Here is an 18898-nt window from a genome sequence, read left to right as displayed (position 1 = left end):
AGTTTTATTGTAATGTCAATTATTACAACTCAAAGTTAAAAAGAAACCGAAAAACTTTCGATTTCTTATAGTTTAAAATCTAAAAATCAAGCTCCAGCTTCTTTCCAGTTGGCCTTAGCATCCTTTAAAATACCAGCCAAAGTTTTCTTTTCGAGTTCTTTTTCCATTGCCATTTGAACGTCTTCTAGGCTCTGATCCAAAATCCCATGGATATTACGTCCTACGGGACACGCTGGATTAGGATTGTCATGAAAACTAAAGAGTTTGCCACTTGCACCGATGCTATCCACCGCACGATAAACCTGCAAAAGGTTAATCTCCTCTGCTGCCTTGGTTAATGTGGCTCCTCCACTTCCCCTTTGAACTGAAATCAAGTCTGCTTTCTTCAGTTGCGACAAGGTTTTGCGGATAATAACTGGATTAACCCCCACACTACCTGCCATTAAATCACTGGTTAGCTTAGTTTCATTTCCCTTATTTTGTGCTATAAGGGTCAAAATATGAACAGCAATGGTAAAGCGACTTGGTATTTGCATATCAGAACCTCTCATTCATCTTTTTCTTTTCAATCAATTATAACAAAACCAACGTTGTAAAACAAGGAGTTACAACAACTTATAGAGTTAGTCTTACACTAAAAAAATAGAGCCATCGTAGACTCTATTCTTTTGTATTTGACAATAACTAACTAGACTAATAATACATAGTATTCTAGCCTATTGAGGTTCTAGATTGGTCTTTTGCTTCTTACGAACACCTTGTCCCTCGATATGTTGTTTGATTAGTTCCACTACTTCATCATTGGTTGGTAAATCCGAGTGTTGGGCATCTTCACCTGTAACAGTGATTTCAGTATAACTTTTTGCCTGATTCTGATAGATATATTTCCCAGCGGACACACTAGCATCGGGAACCAATTCGTCCGAATCATAGGTGATGGTTCCCGCTACCGAATAGACATGTAGGGTAGCCGGAATATTCTCCTTAGCAGCTATAAAGTCTGCTAGCATGACCGATTTATTTTTAATATTGGTTTCAGTGAAATTATAGGGCGTTCCGATAGTCATCAAAGAATTTATCTTGACATCGTAGTCGCTAAGATAATTTTCAATAAAAGCCGTATAAATCAAGCCACCATTTGAATGCCCCAACCCTTTAAAATTATTGAAATTGTATTTATTCTGCAAGGCTTCAAATGCCTGATTCATCATCTTGGTTTGTTTCTTGATATTGTTATAGCCATCTTTGTTATTCTCAAATCCAATAACAATGACTGGCTCGTTATCCTTATCCTTGATTTTACCCTCAAAGGTAATCCGTCCATTGTTCCAAACCTTAACCTTGAGGAGGCTATGCTTGACACCAGGACGGTCTTGATTGAGCTTACGTACTAGGCCATCGAATCTATTTTCCGTAGCGGAGCTCCCTGGAATCATGATAATGGGAGACAATTTTGAATTATAGAAAGTCTCTATTTCCTTGACATTTTTCCTAGTCCAACTATAGGATGGGACGGCTAGCCCAATGAGAAAGAAAGCAACAAGGATAAAGACCAACTTAGTTTTTTTATTTAGTTTCAATGCTCTCTCCTTCCTCTTTTAGACCGTGTTGTACTTTATTAGACAGACGCACAAATGGAATAAAGATAACAATGTCGACTGCAAAACAGAGCAGACTAACAGCAAGAGCTCGTAAACTACCCCCAGTTCCGATAAAGGCGAAAAGAAGACTTGGTGTACCATCTGGAACTGGATAAACCGCAGCTGGCATAAGATGAATAGCCAAGGCCACCGCAGCAATGCCCATATTGATTATAGGTGCCAGTAGGAAAGGAACCAGATAAACTAAATTAAGCAAGACTGGTATCCCCACCATAAATGGAGCCCCATTGTTAAAGAGACTAGGAAAGACACTTAGAAGACTCACCTTCTTATCCTTATAACTGGTTGATGCTAAAAGCAGAGCCACCAAGAGGGCTAGCCCTGAGCCAATGCCTGCAACCAAGCCATAACTATGATAAAGATTTGTTAGTGTGTAAAGGTGGGGAAGCCCAGTCGTCGTATGATGGGAAACAGCATAGGTCAAATTTTCCAAGGCAAAACTATCATCAGCAATTGAATTTAGGGCAAAAGCCTGACTATTTCCAATCCAAGCAGAAAAAGTGTTCAAAAGTCCCATCATAAAGGTTGAGAACAGCTGATTATCAGTTACAGTAAAGGTAGAGGTAACCTGTCTAATCATCAGAAAAACATTATCTTGCTCTCCAATCACAAAGAGAATGTTAAGTCCAATAGCTAAAATGAGTGACAAAAAAATGGGACGGACGGTCTTTGGTTGATAAATATAGTCCTTGTCCACAATCTGATCATCACTAGCTCTTGAAAAGCGAAAAATCTGGCCAACCAGATAGCCCACAAAGATAGCCAACATAATGTTGATTGAAGCCGGTAAATTGATACGAGTCAAAACACCATCGTTTAGCGGTGACAGCAACAGCTCCTGCGATCCTATAATTAAGCTAACCAAAAGGGATGTCACACCAGCTGTACCAGTACTTCTACCATAGTGACCAGCTGTGTATTTTCCTGCAAAGTAGGTTGATAAGGGCCCTGCTAAGCCACCAAGAAAGTTAGAAAGATTAATGAGCACCTGCCCAGTTATCTTAAAGGCCGGTAACCAGTCAGAAACTGAAAACAATTGGTTAATATAACCAAGCTCCGAAAAGACAGATAGTGAAATCACCCGAATAATTCCTGAAAATAGGAAAAAGGGAAAGAGCGAAACCAAGGTTTTCTGCGTAATTTGGACGAAGCCTCGCTCACGAAACCAGAGAAACCTCTGGACCAAATAGTTTGTCATAAAAGACTCCTAGTAAAAGGCAAAATAAACTTTACATTCAACGTTTTTTTTCATTATAACACAAAGAGAGAGGCCTTACCTTAATCGTGGGTTAAAGCACACACTATCAGAATTTAGTCACCACCATTTTCATGATTTCTTGAAAAATTTAAGAAATATTTGAGAATTTCTTGATGTTTATTTAATGACTTTATACTACAATAAAGATGAAAAGAAAGCGGTATCAAATAAGCGAAAGGAGGCTTATCATGAAAAAGGTACTTGAGGTCAGACATCTGACTAAACGTTACGGCCAACACCTAGCACTCGACAATGTAAACCTGACCTTAGAAAAGGGTGAGGTCTATGGCCTTATCGGAAGAAACGGAGCAGGTAAGACAACACTGATTAAAGTCATCACTAAACTCATCCGCCCTAGCCAAGGCAGTGTTTCCCTCTTCCACTCTAACTCCAAATCAGAGTGGACTCACGCACTGAAACGTGTTGGTTCTGTGATTGAAACACCAGTTGCCCTGAATCATCTCAATGCACGTCAAAACCTACGTTACTACTGCAAGATTCATCACGTTCCAAATCCTGACAAGGTCATTGATGAAATCCTTGATACAGTTGGACTTGGACACACTGGCAAGAAAAAATTTCGGAGTTTCTCACTGGGTATGAAGCAACGTCTAGGTATCGCTATTGCACTGATTGCAAAACCAGACCTACTTATTTTAGATGAACCGATTAATGGTCTCGACCCAGTTGCTATCAAAGAATTCCGCCAAATGATTAAAAAATTGAGCGAGGAGCAAGGTATGACAGTTCTCATCTCTAGCCATATCTTGTCTGAACTCTATCAATTTTCAACCCGCTTTGGCATTATTGATCACGGTCACATCATCCGTGAAATCACTAAGGACGAATTCGAACATCTCAGCGAAGACTATATCGTTCTTAAAACTAACCAATTAGCCCTGGCTAGTCGCATTCTCCAAGACCAACTCTATCAACACTTCAAAGTGGTTAACAGCGACAATGAAATTCATATTTTTGACAAATCCCATGTTATAAAGGCAATTGTCAAAGAGCTGGTTAAACAAGAAGTTGACATCGATGAAATTTACTACAAACGTCAAGACTTAGAAAACTACTTCACACAACTAGTAGATTCAGAAAGGAGGTAGAGCCATGTTACACACTATTCACGCCGATTTCTATCGACTCTTCCGTTCTAAAGGATTTTGGATTTCTGAAATTATCCTAGCCCTAAACATTATTTCTGGTGTCCTATTGGGAGGCACAGGGCATGTAGGCGTAGAAACTGGGGCAAAACAAGCCGTTAAAAGCGCCTCTTCGTGGACTGGTGTCGGATCACTGATTAATTACTCTAGTAGTATCTCCATAACAGTCCTCTTCACTTTAATTGTGGTCTCTATCATTTTGGGTGTTGATTTAGCACAAAAATTGTACAAGAATAATCTCACCTCTGGTATTTCACGAAGCGGGTTCTTCTTCGCCAAGGCAACCGTCATTGTAGCGATTACTTTAGGACAACTCTTCCTGTCTTACGGCCTTGCCTTTGTTCTAGGTACTCTTTGCCACGGTCTTGGAACTGTACCTGATCACTTTGTTAGAAACTTTGCCTTAACTTTCCTTCTCCAACTCTTGTGTAATCTAGCTTGGGTAAGTCTGACCACGGTTGCCCTCTACCTCACACATTCTATCGTGACAACCTTTGTGACCTACACCCTTGGTTTGGTAGCTTTAACCGTACCAACAGCAATCTTCCCTAAAGTAGAAATTTTGAAATACTTGTCACTTAACTTTAATTACGCCATGACTGCAGATAAAACTATCATTCAAAATACTGCGATAGTAGCATTAGCATTTATCCTAGCATTCACAGCTTTGGGCATGATTACCTTTGAAAAACAAGATTTATGAGAACAAAAATAACATCGTGCACGCGCGCGATGTTATTTTTATTCTGTAACTTCAAATCCGTTTCTCTCCGGAGGTGCGAAACAATTCATATTTTTGATGTAGAAGTGTTTGTTTACTTTGAAGATATCTATTTTATTTACGAGAGTTTGTATAAATTTATGGATTCTTTCAAAATCTAAAATATAAAAAAAGTCACCAACAAAAGTTGACGACAACTAAAAAAGAGGACCAATGTCAGTAAGGGTTCTTTACAGCCCGAAGCTGAAGGTAGCACCGCACCCGTACCAGAAACTGGTACCTTTGAACGCTCTGTTACCAGTCGTCCTACGATATCCTCTCAACATCTTCATTCTATCACTGATAGTAAATAGAATCAAGAAAACAGTATGAATAATGTTACTTTCTATATTAAAAAAAATTCTAGAATCAAAGATTTTTTGCTAAATCAAATCGGTGGTTGAGTTGTTTTCCGAAATTATTTTAACCTCACTGTTAAATAAAACCATTCATTCTCATAGGCCAAATGTAACTCACCCGCTAAGACTTGGACTAAGTGTTCGGTGATATAAAGTCCAAGTCCAGAGGAATCCTCGGTATCTGACAGATTTTCAGAATAAAAGCGGGTCGTTAGTTGGTCCAGATGCTGTATCGGCTGTTGGACCATATTACTAACTGACAAATAAATGCCATCGTCCTTTTTCTGCAATGTCAGTTGAGCTTGAGTCTTACCATGTTTTAGAACATTACTGATAATATTCTGAAATAGACGTTCAAAAATATCAGCATCCATTTCGCATTGGATATCAGGGGTTACTTGAATATCTAGTGTAATCCCTGTCTCCTGAAACATGTCATAGTAAGGCAGGATAGACTTAACCACAAGTTGAGAAAAGTCCACATCTTGAAATTGTGGTTGGATGGCCCCCTCTGTTAATCGTCGATATTCCAACAAGGCTTCCAAACGCTTTGAAACAGTCAGTAGATTTTTAGAAATCTTCTCCATAGCCATGTCATCTTCACTACTACTTCGAAGACTTTGCTGAGCATAGCCGCTCGCTACTGTCAGTGGTGTTCGTATATCATGGGCAATATTACTGATAGCCATGTCCATGGTTTTCTTTTCTTGGAGAGCGACAAGCTTAGTCTTTTCAATTTGGGTAAAGAGAGACTCAATCCGATTCGTTAGGATAACCAATGATTTTGGCTGGTTTTTCAGAGTAATTCGTCGATGGCTTTCTTCAACTAGCTTTTCTTCAATCTGCTTTGAGAGAGATTTTACAGCCAAATAGTAACGAACTAGACAGGTAGTCGCTCCCAGAAGAAGTCCTATCAATACAATAAGCAGTCCTTCCATCAGTCTTCTCCTTTAAGTCGCACACCTAAGCCCCAAATCGTTTCGATATACTCCGTACCCGCATCCACTTGGGCTAGTTTCTTACGTAGATTACTCAACTGTGCATTCAATGTATTATCACCTGATAGATAAGGGGCTTCCCAAACCGTCTCATAAAGGTCCTCTTTAGTAAAAATTTTCTTTGGATTTTGAAGGAGTGTGTGGAAAATTTGAAACTCTTTCTTACCTAAACGAATGACTTTTCCCTGACAGGAGACTTCAAAACTGTCTGGGTTTATCGTGATATTTTTGACTTGATAGATGTTATCAGGCTTACTACTTCCCTTGCTGTGTTCACGTAGTTGAACCGAGACACGCGCATAAACTTCTTCAAAATCAAAGGGCTTAACGATATAATCATTTGCACCATCAAGTAAGTACTGACTAATCAAGTGCTTGTCACCCAAGGCTGTCAGCATAATGACAGGAACAGAGCTTCTTTGCCTGATAAACTTAAGCACTTCTTCGCCACCCTTACCCGGTAACATGATATCTAGGAGAACCAAATCAATCTCTTGACTTTGAAACAAAAGCTCTCCTTCGGTTCCAGAGTAGGCTTGGATAATATCATGTTCTTCAGAAAACAAGTTAAAAAGAATATTCTGGATATCCTCATTGTCTTCAATCTGTAAAATACGTGCCATGTCTTAATCCTCCAATGATACTACCGATTGTATACGCTCACTTTTTCTTTCATCTTAACAAAAAGCCAAATTAATGACAAGGTGCATTATGAGTTATTGATAGCATAAAAGGAAAAATAAAAACCGCAAGCCTCCACTTCCGAGACTTACGGTCAATTATTTATTAAGCAAAAGTCGTCACATCAGAAGCATTCAAACGAACAGACTCAAAGCCTTCTTCATTGGCTTTCCCAAGAGCAATGAGCAAAACTGGTACATGACGGTCTTCATCAAGTCCAAAGGCTTTGGCAAGCCCATCTTTTTTATAACCACCGATGGCGTTGGTATCATAACCATAAGAACGAGCAACCAACATCAACTGCATAGCAGCAAGGCTAGCATCAATGTGGACAATTTCATTCATCATTTCTCGAGGAGCATTTTCATACATTGGCACAATGCTTGACAGTTGTTTTTCTTTGACTTCTTCAGGCATTTTTCCTTGAGCAACAGCCTTACCGTAGATATCTTCAGCTCTTTCTTGGCTCTTCAAATCGGCAAAAATAAGGACCATGGCTGATGATGTTTCATTTTGCACACCATTGTAGCTGACGAAAGGTGTCAATTTTTCCTTGCCTTCCTCACTATCAACGACAACAAAACGCCAAGGTTGCATGTTGACTGATGATGGTGCTGTGACAGTTTTATCTAGGATTTCCAACAGTTCTTCTCGCGGAATCTTAATAGATGGATCAAAGTTACGAATGGAACGACGGTTATAAACGATATCTGAAAAATCATTGCTTACTACAGGCATCTTATGTCTCCTTTTTTTGATTAAATGAAAATAATATAATCAAAATTATAACACAAGACAATTGTTATCAAAAATATTTGCTACAGACGACTAAAGATTAGTTTCCTTGAGCCCTAGCCGTTTCACTTCAGATGAATAGTAAACCATGATGATAATAAGACTGAGTGTGATTAGCCAGATTGACTTAAGATGCACAAAATGCATCAGAACGGCTGAGACGATAGCGCCAACGACAAAGCTCCCTACGATAAAGCTATAATTGACAGCCTGACGACGATATTCTCTCTGATCACCACTTCCCTGAATGGCATAATAGATGGCCGTTAACATCCTTCGATAATTTCCTGAGGTCATAAATATCACGAAGGGATGATTCTCAATCTGACTGCCAGTAAAAGTCTTCATCATGATACCTGCAGAAAAAGCGATAATCGGGAGCTCAATCAAGGCATTTGAAGGTAGAAAAGGCAGGATAGCTGTCATCACACAAAGTGGAAGCAGACCATAAACTCGCCAATAGGCATTCTTACGCTGGTCTTTAAACCACATGCCAAAAAGAAAGCCTAAAGAAAAGAATAAGATTGAAAAGCAACGCAACAAGTTATAGTACATACTACTGTTCCGCCAGTCAGCGACCAAGAGAAGGATATTCCCAGTCTGTGTAGCAACCAAACTATGATAGTACATATGACAAAAGACATCCAAAGCTCCCCCTGAAAAACTAAGTAAATTTGCCATCATACGTGTATTCTGAGGCAAAAGATTTCGAGACTCCATTACGTAACTCCCATCTATAAATAAAAAATAACAGTTTCATTATAGCAAATTAAAAGAGACAAGAAAAAAGCAACCCTAACGAGTTGCTTGTAGTCCTATTAAAAATTAACGGAATCTGGGATATTATAAGTCTTGATACTAATAGATATCACGTCTATGACCGACTTCGAGGGCAAGTATGATTAGTTCATTGTCCTGAATATTGACAATAACACGATAGGCACCAATACGATAGCGCCATTGTCCAGTGCGATTGGCAACCAAGGCCTTACCCTTGGCTCTTGGATTATCTGTGACACGATTGAGATAAGACTTAATTTGTTTTCTGACGAAAGGCTCCAACTTTTTAAAATTTTTGGCAAATTTAGGGATGGGTACTATCTTATAGGTCATCCCAATTTAGCACCTCCCCACCGTTTTCAAGATAGTCTTCATATTCTGCCAAAGCCAAATCGGCTACTCTAGCGTCGTATTCATCCTCAATAGCGTCTAAAGTCTTGGTACGAATTAATTCTGACAAGGATACGCCTTCGAATTTCGCAATTGCCTGCATGAACTTCTTATCTGCTTCTGAAACCTTCAATGTAATTGTTGTCATACCCTTAACCTCGTTCTCTTTTGTAACACCATTGTATTACCACTCCTCCTTTTTGTCAATTTTGATAATAGGTTCATACTTTTATTCGTAAAACAATAGAAAAAAACAACCCTCACGAGTTGCTTGCAGTCCTATTAAAAATTAACTGTATCAGGATCATCCTGAGTTTTAATGCCTTGAATCTTATCCAATACTGCCATATCTTCCTCTGACAAATCAAAGTCAAAGATATCCAAGTTGGCTTCGATATTTTTTGCTGTCACTGACTTAGGTAGTGGCAAGAAACCTTTTTGAAGGCTCCAACGTAAGGCAACTTGAGCAACAGATTTTCCGTTACGTTCAGCCACTGCTTCTACGTCTTCATTTCCAAAAATGCTACCAGTACCTAGTGGACTGTAGGCTTCAAGAAGAATGTCACGCTCTTGGCAATAGGCAACCAAATCTTCTTGGGCACAACCTGGAGCCAAAAGAATTTGATTGACATGTGGCACAATTTCAGCCGTTTCAAGGAGAGCATCAAGATGATGCTGCATAAAGTTAGACACACCGATAGCACGCACCTTACCATCTTTGTAGGCTTCTTCCATTGCCTTCCAAGCACCTGCATTGCCAACCTTCCAAGCATCATTCTCACGAAGAGACTTTGGATTAGGCCAGTGGATGAGCAAAAGATCCAAATAATCCACACCTAGTCTTTCAAGAGACTCGTCGATAGAGGCCTTAGCCAAATCGTAATCGTGCTTGTCATTCCAGAGTTTAGTCGTTAGGAAAATATCCTCACGCGCCACATCACTATCTGCAATCGCCTTACCTACAGAAACCTCGTTACCGTAGATTTGCGCCGTATCAATATGTGTGTAACCCGCCTTAAGTGCGAAACTAACGCTGTTATAAGCTTCTTCCCCTTCTGGAATCTGCCAAGTCCCAAAACCAATTTTAGGAATCGTAACGCCATTTGAAAGTGTATATGTTTCCATCCTGTTCTCCTTTTCAAGTTGTAACAGAATTATCTTAAAGGATATAAGATAAAATTGCAAAGATTTGCTATGGCTTGTTTGATGAATAGTTCCTTACTTCTTTTTCCGCTTCTTTTTAAAGACAACACCATTTTCTTTAAGGATTTCCATGCTCACCTTTCCAACTCCTCTAATCGCTGCTACTTCCTCTTCCGTTTTCTTTTTAAAATCTTTAAATTCTATTAAGCTATGTTGACGAAGTATACGCTCCACACTTATTGAAAGTCCTTGGAGGGCTTTGCTTGGTTCTATACTTTTTTCCAATTCTCTAATTAGTTTGTGCAATTCTGGATTTTTCTTTTTCGCAACATGTCTTTGTGGACGTTTTGCACGATATTTTTCGATTAACCAAGTAAAATAATATTCTGACTGGGACAGATCAACGACTTGATTAAAAACCATTAAAAGACTTTGCATACTATTGGCTTCAAATAAGATAGGGTTGACTTTAAGCGTTTCGGCAACTAGACGCTCTTCATCACCTTGTTCAATCATTTTTAAATAATTTTCGAACTCTGGATTTTTTGCATAGAGAAGATCAAAATAGAAATCCGCATCCTCACTATGTCCCGTCATTAGAGAGACCGTCATCATTGGTACTATCATCAAATCTTCTTCGTGATATTCCATTTGCTCACATTCGAAAAAGCTTTTAGCCTTATCAAACTCCTCCAGATTACAATAGGTAGCCATCAATTCGTAACAGACTCCCATGTGATCTTGAACATCTATCTCTAGAATCTCTTCAAATTCCTTAATAGCAAACCGCTTCATACTGTTGCTTAAATAAAATTTAGCAAGATTATACTTCAAAGACAAATAAGGACGCTCGTCAAGATTAGCCCAGCCCATTTTTGGACCTTGATCCCACTTGGACCTTTGCTCTTTTTCTAAAGCAATTAGGCCTTTTAGATGTTCAAGTGGACTTTGAAAAGTTAAGAGCATCTGCTTAGCATCAAGATTTTCAGGATCTAGTTTTAAAGCTTCTGTCAAAAATTCCTGACTTCTCGAAGGATCTTCCTCGTGATAATGATAAGCCTCTTCAATGAGTTTCCAAGCTCTCTCCTGCTTTGAATCAGGGGAAGTAATCTCATCAAAAAGCCCTTGGTTGTATTGTCTTGCAAAATCTTCAAGAGCCATGTCCACACTGAGATACTCTGTAATATGTTCTTCTAAGAATGCTTCTGCTTTTTTTGTGAAGTCTTCAAAAGATGATGTCATCAATCTTCTCCAATCTATGTTTATTTCTCTAACTACTATTGTATACGTTTTCATAGAACATTACTATATTCTAAGTGAAATCAACAACCTCTTAAATTTTTATTGACAAAAATAGTCGCCAATCACAATACAGATAAGAATCCATAGAGTCTTATTTTTGGACATCTAGACTCAAAGTTGTACACTCATATTAGATAGAGTGCCATTGGACGATTAACATCAAGGCATAATCTTCAAGTTTCATTTAAAGCTACAAAAAATCATTAACGTCTTGGGAGTGGTTTAGTTCCTTTTCTATATCAATAACTTTAACTCACTTTTTCATAATTTTACTTGACCACTCCCATTTTTAAAGGAATTGAAAACTGAGTTAAATTTTAAAAGGAAACAGAGATCTGTTTCCTTTTTTCTTACTTCAAACCATGACAAAAGGAAACCCTTTCGAGTTTCCTTTATCATATATATCGTTGGAGGCAAAGTCCAATAATACTTTAGTTGAGTGGTTCAATCACGAAACTCAATTGATAGCTATCTGCTGAGCTAACCAAGAATTCGTCATGAACTGGAGCACCCCATGAGTCGTCACCACCGACACCCATTTGAGCAGCAAGAACTTTAATCCATGTAGCATCAGATTGTTGCAACTCATATTGATGACGAGCATTTTCAATTTGTTCAGTACTGTTACGCAAAGCACTGAATTCGAATGCCTTATTAAGTGCGGTGAATTTAAGACCATTATGGTTATCATCAGAAACTGTAAATTCACGAGTTCCATAGTGATTACCAGATTCTTGTGGCATTAGATATGGAGCAAATGTCTTTTCAACAGAAGTTTCATATCGACCAAGATAGGCACCAGGAAGTTTATCAAGGTAGCTTTCTTCTGCACCGTATCCATAATAGCTAAGGTTTGTAAATTGTGAACCGATAGCAAATTCTAGACCAAATTCAGGGAAGTTTGGCAAACCTGCTTTACCATCATAGTTTGCAGTAACAAAGATTCTACCCTTGTAGTCAACTTGATAAGTTACCTTAACTTCGACATCAGACAAGCCTGGCAATTCATGAACATAAGTCACTTTAACAGAGTCATCTTCGATTTGAATTTGAGTATCTGTAACTTTACTATAGTTTCCAGCAACTTTCCAGCCTGCCATTTCGAATGGATATCCAGCACCACGATCGTTGTCGGTGTAAGCACGAGTAAAGTTAAGTTTAGGACCTTTCTCAATGAATTCAACACCGTTATACTTAGCAGATACTAGCGTATTTTGTGCACGTGAAAGCAAGATAGAGAAGTTTTGTCCTTGAATTCCGATGTTGAAGTCGCCTTCAACAACATTCAAAGGTGCTTTAACTGGTGTTTCAGTGCTAATCTTTTCAGCAACATATTGACCACGAACAATTTCATGTCCTTTTGGAGCCCATTCAGTTGCTTCATTCTGAACACAAGCAACTTCATAAATTCGTTCAGCATTTGAAGCTCCAACAGCGAATTCTACTGGGAATGTTGCTTCTTCACCTGGTTTAACATCAAAGTGATATTCACTTTCGCTAACTTTTCTACCATCTTCGTAAACTCTAGCTAGGAAAGTATAAGCAGAAAGATCTTCAAAGACATTATCATTCTTGATAGTTACTGATTTTTCATCAACAGCAATCTTAATATTAGAGTAAAGATGTTTAACTGTTTGAAGTTTTGGAGTTAGGGTACGATCTGCGAAGACAATACCATTTCCACAAAATTCGTAGTCAGAAGGTCTATCATGCCAGTCACCACCATATGATAGGAATTCGCTACCATTTGGAAGTGGTTTGTAAATAGCTTGGTCAATGAAGTCCCAAATAAATCCACCTTGGTATTCTGGATATTTCTCTAAGTCAGTGTAGAGTTTCAATCCACCACCAGAGTTACCCATTGTGTGCATGTATTCACATGAAATATAAGGTTTTTGAGGATTGTTAGTGAGGTATTCTTCAATATCAGCTGGTTTCGCATACATACGACTTTCGATGTCTGTAATGTAATCAAATTCACGACACCATGTAACACCTTCATAGTGAACTGGACGAGTATTGTCAACACTACGGAAGTAATCAGCCATGTCAGCAATATCTTTACCAGCATATGATTCATTACCACAAGACCAAATGATAACACTAGCATGGTTCTTATCACGTTGGAACATGTTATTGGCACGATCCAAACAAGCAGGCAACCATTCTGGTTCACTAGCTGGGATATTCCATGAAGGTTCGCTTAGACCAAGTTTTTGCCATGTACCGTGTGTTTCAAGGTTGGCTTCATCGATAACATAAAGTCCATATTCATCACACAATTCATACCAACGTGTTTGGTTAGGATAGTGAGAAGTACGAACAGCATTGATGTTATGTTGTTTCATTACTTTGATATCCCAAAGCATATCTTCTTCAGTGATACAACGTCCTGTTCTAGCGTTAAATTCGTGTCTGTTAACCCCTTTAAAGACAATTCTCTTACCATTCAAAAGCATGAGTTTATCTTTAATTTCAAAGTGTCTAAATCCAACTTTAACTGGAACGACTTCAACAACTTGGTCATCATCCAAAACATGAAGGGTCAAATTGTAAAGTTTAGGACTTTCAGCACTCCAAGGTTTGATTTGCAAACCTTCAAGACTTACATATAGTTCACCGTCAGCATTAACAGATGCATCACCTTCTGTAACGATGCCTTCATGATCTGAAAGAACATATTTAATTTTCTTATCTTCGTAATCACCAACAGTCTTCAAATCAATATCCAATTGACCTGCTTTTGTTTGGTAATCATAATCTCCCTTAACAAAGAGATCTTGAACGTGAACTTTTGGAATAGCGTACAAGTAAACATCTCTGAAAATACCGTACAGTCTCCAGAAGTCTTGGTCTTCCAACCAGCTTGCTGTAGAGTAACGATAAACAGCTACCGCTAACTTGTTATCACCTCCAACAAGGTAATCACTAATTTCAAATTCACTAGGTGTAAATGAATCTTCACTGTATCCTACGAAGTTACCATTGACCCATACAAAGATGGAAGTGGCAACCCCTTGGAATGAGATAAATACTTTTTTATCTTTTAATGCATCATTTAAGGTAAAATGTTTAACATATGATGCAACAGCATTTGATTCTTGAGGAACTTGAGGTGGACGAAGGAATTCTTTACCATCCCAAGGATATTGGGTATTCACATATTGTGGAGAACCAAAACCTTGAAGCTCTAAATGACCTGGTACATTGATGAAATTCAAATCAGTTTCATCAAATTCTGTTTTATAAAAGTCTTTTAAAACTTGATTTGTATTCTGAGCATAGTGAATTTTCCATTTTCCATTAAGAGATTGTCTTAACTTCATCTCCCCTTCAGAAAATTCTGCAAGAGATTCAAAATACTTATGATCTGAGTGAGCGTCAACAGTATTAACGCTAACAATCTTTGGATCGTTTAAGTAAGTTTGAATTTTTTCAGTCGTGTTCATAGATTATTCTCCTTTTTTGAAGGTAATAACTTCAGACAAAGCTTCTACCTTTTCTCCAACTTCTTGTTCAAGATGGAAAGCACTGAATTTTTCTGAATTGGTTACAGTGACAAGTACTGTGTCATCAAGACCATTTTTCTCAATAATTGGTGACCAGAACTCAAGAAGTTTTTGTCCAACTTCAACACGATCACCTTGTTCTACGTAACTAATGAATCCTTCACCTTTAAGTTTAACTGTTCCGATACCAACGTGGATAAGAACAATGACACCATCTTCACTTTCAATACCAACTGCATGGCGAGTAGGAAGAACTTGACGAATGGTACCACTAATTGGTGCAAAGACAGCTCCATCAGTAGGTTTAATGGCGAAACCTTTACCCATGCTACCTGAAGCAAAGTGTTCATCATTAACACTTGAGAGGTCAACCAAATGACCAGTTGTAGGGTTTACAAGAGATACGACGTTAGCTTTAACTTCATTTTCAGAAGTTGCTACGCTAAAGCGATGTTCCAATTCTTCAACAATTTCAGCGTGACGTGCTTCAGTCAAAGTGATTTTACGAGCAATAATGAAGGCTCCGATCAGCATTGCTGCTGCTGGGAAACCAAACATGCTAAGCTTAAAGATAGACTGTTGATGTGTTGTAATTGTTGATGCTGAGGCACCTGTTGTCATACCAGCAGCTACGGCAATTGTAGAAACAAGCCAGTTTGACATCGCACCACCAAGTTTATCAACAAGTGGACGAACTGACAAAGTAAGTGATTCATCACGGTGTCCCAATTTCCATTGACCATATTCTACTGAGTCAGAGATAATCATGAGGATAACAAGGAACACAAGAGGTTGTGGAATAAAGAAGAGTTCAGCAGCAGTCAAGATCATTGGAAGTGATGTTCCTGCAATACTAAAGATTCCGATACCACCGAGCATTACTGCAATACATCCATAGAACAAACGTTTACGGTTGAATTTACCAGCTAGGCTAGGGAAGAGTGAAACTGAAACCAAACCAACAACTGTATTCAATCCGTAAAGGATTGAATATTTCCCTGGATCACCAAGGATAAATGTGAAGTAAAAAAGTTGAAGAGCATTAAGTGTATTAATACCAAGACCATAGAACCAATATCCGAGAGACAACCACATCAATTGGTCGTTTTTACCAAGAACTTTAAAGACTTGTTTAAGGCTAGTTTTTTCTTTGTTATCACGAAGTTTTGACTCAACTTCACGTGTACCAATACCAACAGCAATTGATGTAATCACACCAATGAGAGCAACGATAAATGCAAACCAGAACCATCCAGATTTATCTCCAGAGCCACTACTGTTCGTCATAGAGAAGAACAAAACGATTGGCATGATGGCAACACCTACAATATTGGCACCAATCGTAGAACCAATACGGGCAAAAGTTGCCATTTTTTCACGTTCATGACTGTCAAGAGACAAGGCAGGAATCATTGACCAGAAACCGATATCTTTAATTGAGTAGAAGACATCCATTACAAGGTAGATAATTCCGAAAAGTACAAGGTACAAGAAAGGATTTGTTTTATTCAAACCACCTAAATCGGTGAAGAGAAGCAACAAGGCGATAGAACTGATGATACCACCACCAACTACCCATGGTTTGAATTTACCATACTTAGTATGAGTGTTATCAATCATGTTACCGATCAATGGATCGATAAATACTTCCAAGATACGCAAAATAGCGATGATGTTAGTAATTAATAGTACGTAGTGACTATTTTGCTTTGGATCACCTGTGTTAAACAAGTGAGTTGTCACAAACATGATAAAGTATGTTGACAACGTTGCATAGAAGACGTCGTTACCAAAAGCACCAGCTGAATAGGATAGACGAGACTTCATTTGACCTTTAGATTTTCCCATTACGAAAACCTCCTGTTAGTTGTTTTTTGAATACGCTTACATTATATAAGTATTAGTTTAAATCGTCAATAGTTTTAGTGATTTTTTACTAAACTTTTACTAAAACATGATTATTTTGATGAATTAAAATATTGGAAACCGATTTCATAGCTTACACTATGACCCTCCTCCAAGATGATATCTCCAAAATCTGTATGATTAACGGCATCTGGGAGTGTTTGAGCTTCCATAGCTATAGCTTCTCGTCCTTTTGCAATTGTTCCTCGATCTCTCGCAAAGTAAATATTATCCTCTATAATATCCATAGTATAAATAACTAAACCATTTCTGTTTGAGAAGATTTCGATACCATCTCCACTCTCTTTATCATGGAGAACAGCTACTTCTTTCACATGATCACAAGTTTCCCCTCCAACTACAAAGGCATCATCAAAACCATTATTTGCTTCAATTCGAGGTAGCAAGTCAGTTGTCTTTCTGAAATCATAATTCGTTCCATCTACATTAATTTTTTGTCCTGTTGGAATTAACTCAGAATCCAACTCTAAACGATAGTCTGAATAGATTTGTAACTCATGACTTGATAAATCCTGTTTGTCGCTAAGATTAAAGTAAACATGGTTTGTCGGATTAAAGACTGTTGACTCTGTAACATCGAAGGCTTCAAAGAGTATTGTTAAGCGGTTATTATTGTTAAGTCTATAACTAATAGAGACTGTAACATCACCAGGAAAGCCATCTACACTTGAATAAAGTCTTCTAATAAATTTTGTCTCAACATATTCATCATTCAGGTTTGTGACATAGTTCCAATTTTGAACCTGCATTCCTTTTGGACCGCCATGTAAACAGTTTTCTCCCTCATTCTTAGGAAGACTATAGAGAACCATATTGTGAGTATACGAAGCTTTCCCAATTCTTCCAGCAACCCTTCCAATGGACTGGCAGGCACATAAGTTATTCTTATAGTAATCCTCGTAATCACTGAAACCAAGTACTATATTTTTAAGAGCACCAGTTTCCGTTGGAACCAAAAACTCCTGAAGTGTAGCACCTGTTGTGAGTGTGGAAATGACAACACCATTATTATTTTCCATTGAAATTTTACTGACATCGCCTGAATCAACTTTTCCAATAATTTCGCAGCTTATTTTCATATTTTTTCCTCAAAAAACAAAGAGTACAATAATTATATATACTCTTTGACCCTTTGTTTATTATTTTAATTATCCTCGATCATCGTACCCTTTTGGATGGCTAGAATGCCATGCCCAAGCACTTGCGATGATTTTTTCGATGTTATCAAATTGTGGTTTCCATCCAAGAACTGTACGTGCTTTTTCAGATGAAGCAATCAATGTATCAGGATCACCAGGACGACGATCAGCTTTCTCAGCTGGGATTTCTTTACCAGTTACCTTACGAGCGGCTTCAAGAATTTGAAGGTTTGAGAATCCCGTTGATGAACCTAAGTTAAAGGCTGTAGATTCATTACCTTTACGAAGATATTCAACAGCAAGGAGGTGAGCATCAGCCAAGTCAAATGGGTGAACATAGTCACGAACATTTGTACCATCAGGAGTGTTGTAGTCATCACCAAAAATCATGATTTTTTCACGAACACCTTGAGCTACTTGAAGGATAATTGGGAGAAGGTGAGTTTCTGGACCATGGTCTTCACCGATAGATCCATCAGGTTTTGCACCAGCAACGTTGAAGTAACGAAGTGGCACATATTTAATACCATAAGCTTTATCAGACCACTTCATGATAGTTTCCATCATCAACTTACTTTCACCATATGGGTTGATAGGATTTTGTGGTGTTGTTTCAAGAATTGGAATTTCTTCTGGGATACCGTAAGTTGCTGCTGTTGATGAGAAGACAATGTATTTAACACCGCATTCGTTCATAACTTCAAGCAATTTAACCATTCCAGCTGTATTGTTATCAAAATATTTGAGTGGTTTTTCCATTGATTCACCAACCAATGAATAGGCCGCAAAGTGAATAACGGCATCAACATCAGGATTTTCTTTGAAGACCTTTCTCATAAAATCTTGATCAGAGAGATCGCCTTGGTAGAAAATAGCATCTGGATGTACGGCAGCACGGTGACCGGTTACCAAACTATCTACTACTACTACTTTTTCTTGACCTTTTTCAACTAAGCGATCAACCATGTGAGAACCGATATAACCAGCTCCACCTAATACTAAAATTGCCATTTCTTATCTCCTTTCTTCAG

17 protein-coding genes are annotated in these 18898 nt (G+C 38.2%); 2 read left to right on the top strand and 15 right to left on the bottom strand.

All coding sequences use genetic code 11. From position 1 onward, the window contains the following. Window positions 1-86: 86 nt before the first annotated feature. The 3 genes from H7T98_RS05355 to H7T98_RS05345 form a co-directional block, all read right to left on the bottom strand. Window positions 87-536, bottom strand: a complete 450-nt coding sequence (locus H7T98_RS05355) for an Rrf2 family transcriptional regulator (protein WP_201042820.1) — start codon at window positions 534-536, stop codon at window positions 87-89. A gap of 180 nt (window positions 537-716) precedes the next feature. After that, window positions 717-1580: an alpha/beta hydrolase gene (locus H7T98_RS05350; RefSeq protein WP_060971972.1), complete on the bottom strand. Its 864-nt coding sequence runs from the start codon at window positions 1578-1580 to the stop codon at window positions 717-719. Next, entirely contained in the window at window positions 1567-2859 is a 1293-nt protein-coding gene (locus H7T98_RS05345) for a PTS sugar transporter subunit IIC (RefSeq protein WP_201061438.1), read from the bottom strand. Before H7T98_RS05345 ends, H7T98_RS05350 begins: the two co-directional genes overlap by 14 nt. 248 nt (window positions 2860-3107) lie before the next feature. Between H7T98_RS05345 and H7T98_RS05340 the strand changes: the two genes are divergently transcribed. Both H7T98_RS05340 and H7T98_RS05335 read left to right on the top strand, forming a co-directional pair. Next, entirely contained in the window at window positions 3108-4028 is a 921-nt protein-coding gene (locus H7T98_RS05340; RefSeq protein ID WP_201061437.1) for an ABC transporter ATP-binding protein, read from the top strand. A gap of 4 nt (window positions 4029-4032) precedes the next feature. After that, entirely contained in the window at window positions 4033-4788 is a 756-nt protein-coding gene (locus H7T98_RS05335) for a hypothetical protein (protein ID WP_201061435.1), read from the top strand. 475 nt (window positions 4789-5263) lie between these two features. Here the strand turns inward: H7T98_RS05335 and H7T98_RS05330 are convergent, their stop codons facing one another. The 12 genes from H7T98_RS05330 to galE form a co-directional block, all read right to left on the bottom strand. Continuing rightward, entirely contained in the window at window positions 5264-6142 is an 879-nt protein-coding gene (locus H7T98_RS05330) for a sensor histidine kinase (protein WP_201061433.1), read from the bottom strand. Continuing rightward, entirely contained in the window at window positions 6142-6825 is a 684-nt protein-coding gene (locus H7T98_RS05325; RefSeq protein ID WP_201061431.1) for a response regulator transcription factor, read from the bottom strand. Before H7T98_RS05325 ends, H7T98_RS05330 begins: the two co-directional genes overlap by 1 nt. A 163-nt stretch (window positions 6826-6988) precedes the next feature. Then, window positions 6989-7621 (bottom strand): nitroreductase family protein, encoded by a 633-nt coding sequence (locus H7T98_RS05320; RefSeq protein WP_195413950.1) that lies wholly within the window; start codon window positions 7619-7621, stop codon window positions 6989-6991. Window positions 7622-7711: 90 nt separating this feature from the next. Continuing rightward, complete coding sequence (locus H7T98_RS05315) at window positions 7712-8398, bottom strand: YoaK family protein (protein ID WP_201061430.1); 687 nt, start codon at window positions 8396-8398, stop codon at window positions 7712-7714. A gap of 138 nt (window positions 8399-8536) precedes the next feature. Further along, on the bottom strand, window positions 8537-8791 hold the full coding sequence (locus H7T98_RS05310; RefSeq protein ID WP_201061428.1) for a type II toxin-antitoxin system RelE family toxin: 255 nt from the start codon (window positions 8789-8791) through the stop codon (window positions 8537-8539). Beyond that, window positions 8781-8996 carry a type II toxin-antitoxin system RelB family antitoxin gene (gene relB, locus H7T98_RS05305; protein WP_013990356.1) on the bottom strand — a complete coding sequence of 72 codons (216 nt, stop codon included), beginning with the start codon at window positions 8994-8996 and terminating at the stop codon, window positions 8781-8783. The genes H7T98_RS05310 and relB overlap by 11 nt, the downstream gene beginning before the upstream one ends. Window positions 8997-9130: 134 nt before the next feature. After that, a complete protein-coding gene (locus tag H7T98_RS05300) occupies window positions 9131-9973 on the bottom strand; it encodes an aldo/keto reductase (RefSeq protein WP_155222650.1) in 843 nt (280 codons plus the stop codon). A gap of 93 nt (window positions 9974-10066) precedes the next feature. Continuing rightward, window positions 10067-11287 (bottom strand): hypothetical protein, encoded by a 1221-nt coding sequence (locus H7T98_RS05295; RefSeq protein WP_247915509.1) that lies wholly within the window; start codon window positions 11285-11287, stop codon window positions 10067-10069. Window positions 11288-11724: 437 nt separating this feature from the next. Further along, window positions 11725-14742 (bottom strand): glycoside hydrolase family 2 TIM barrel-domain containing protein, encoded by a 3018-nt coding sequence (locus H7T98_RS05290; RefSeq protein WP_155222651.1) that lies wholly within the window; start codon window positions 14740-14742, stop codon window positions 11725-11727. Between the two features lie 3 nt (window positions 14743-14745). Continuing rightward, window positions 14746-16650: a PTS sugar transporter subunit IIA gene (locus H7T98_RS05285; RefSeq protein ID WP_014632923.1), complete on the bottom strand. Its 1905-nt coding sequence runs from the start codon at window positions 16648-16650 to the stop codon at window positions 14746-14748. 110 nt (window positions 16651-16760) lie between these two features. Then, the gene (locus H7T98_RS05280; RefSeq protein WP_195401230.1) at window positions 16761-17807 is read right to left on the bottom strand and encodes a galactose-1-epimerase; all 1047 of its coding nucleotides are present in this window, start codon (window positions 17805-17807) and stop codon (window positions 16761-16763) included. A gap of 69 nt (window positions 17808-17876) precedes the next feature. Continuing rightward, the gene (galE, locus tag H7T98_RS05275; RefSeq protein WP_002888050.1) at window positions 17877-18878 is read right to left on the bottom strand and encodes a UDP-glucose 4-epimerase GalE; all 1002 of its coding nucleotides are present in this window, start codon (window positions 18876-18878) and stop codon (window positions 17877-17879) included. Window positions 18879-18898 lie beyond the last annotated feature (20 nt).

Origin of the sequence: Streptococcus sp. 23.2 (assembly GCF_016648665.1) — a bacterium.
Taxonomy (GTDB): domain Bacteria; phylum Bacillota; class Bacilli; order Lactobacillales; family Streptococcaceae; genus Streptococcus; species Streptococcus salivarius_E.
The sequence above is the reverse complement of the archived record's forward strand: the minus strand, read 5'-3'. Positions and strand labels throughout refer to the sequence as shown.

What these genes read in the sequence shown, in the direction of transcription:
- relB (WP_013990356.1), bottom strand. Translation starts at nt 8,996, where the DNA reads ATGACAACAATTACATTGAAGGTTTCAGAAGCAGATAAGAAGTTCATG.
- H7T98_RS05320 (WP_195413950.1), bottom strand. Translation starts at nt 7,621, where the DNA reads ATGCCTGTAGTAAGCAATGATTTTTCAGATATCGTTTATAACCGTCGT.
- H7T98_RS05325 (WP_201061431.1), bottom strand. Translation starts at nt 6,825, where the DNA reads ATGGCACGTATTTTACAGATTGAAGACAATGAGGATATCCAGAATATT.
- H7T98_RS05340 (WP_201061437.1), top strand. Translation starts at nt 3,108, where the DNA reads ATGAAAAAGGTACTTGAGGTCAGACATCTGACTAAACGTTACGGCCAA.
- H7T98_RS05285 (WP_014632923.1), bottom strand. Translation starts at nt 16,650, where the DNA reads ATGGGAAAATCTAAAGGTCAAATGAAGTCTCGTCTATCCTATTCAGCT.
- H7T98_RS05315 (WP_201061430.1), bottom strand. Translation starts at nt 8,398, where the DNA reads ATGGAGTCTCGAAATCTTTTGCCTCAGAATACACGTATGATGGCAAAT.
- H7T98_RS05280 (WP_195401230.1), bottom strand. Translation starts at nt 17,807, where the DNA reads ATGAAAATAAGCTGCGAAATTATTGGAAAAGTTGATTCAGGCGATGTC.
- galE (WP_002888050.1), bottom strand. Translation starts at nt 18,878, where the DNA reads ATGGCAATTTTAGTATTAGGTGGAGCTGGTTATATCGGTTCTCACATG.
- H7T98_RS05295 (WP_247915509.1), bottom strand. Translation starts at nt 11,287, where the DNA reads ATGAAAACGTATACAATAGTAGTTAGAGAAATAAACATAGATTGGAGA.
- H7T98_RS05355 (WP_201042820.1), bottom strand. Translation starts at nt 536, where the DNA reads ATGCAAATACCAAGTCGCTTTACCATTGCTGTTCATATTTTGACCCTT.
- H7T98_RS05300 (WP_155222650.1), bottom strand. Translation starts at nt 9,973, where the DNA reads ATGGAAACATATACACTTTCAAATGGCGTTACGATTCCTAAAATTGGT.
- H7T98_RS05330 (WP_201061433.1), bottom strand. Translation starts at nt 6,142, where the DNA reads ATGGAAGGACTGCTTATTGTATTGATAGGACTTCTTCTGGGAGCGACT.
- H7T98_RS05310 (WP_201061428.1), bottom strand. Translation starts at nt 8,791, where the DNA reads ATGACCTATAAGATAGTACCCATCCCTAAATTTGCCAAAAATTTTAAA.
- H7T98_RS05290 (WP_155222651.1), bottom strand. Translation starts at nt 14,742, where the DNA reads ATGAACACGACTGAAAAAATTCAAACTTACTTAAACGATCCAAAGATT.
- H7T98_RS05345 (WP_201061438.1), bottom strand. Translation starts at nt 2,859, where the DNA reads ATGACAAACTATTTGGTCCAGAGGTTTCTCTGGTTTCGTGAGCGAGGC.
- H7T98_RS05335 (WP_201061435.1), top strand. Translation starts at nt 4,033, where the DNA reads ATGTTACACACTATTCACGCCGATTTCTATCGACTCTTCCGTTCTAAA.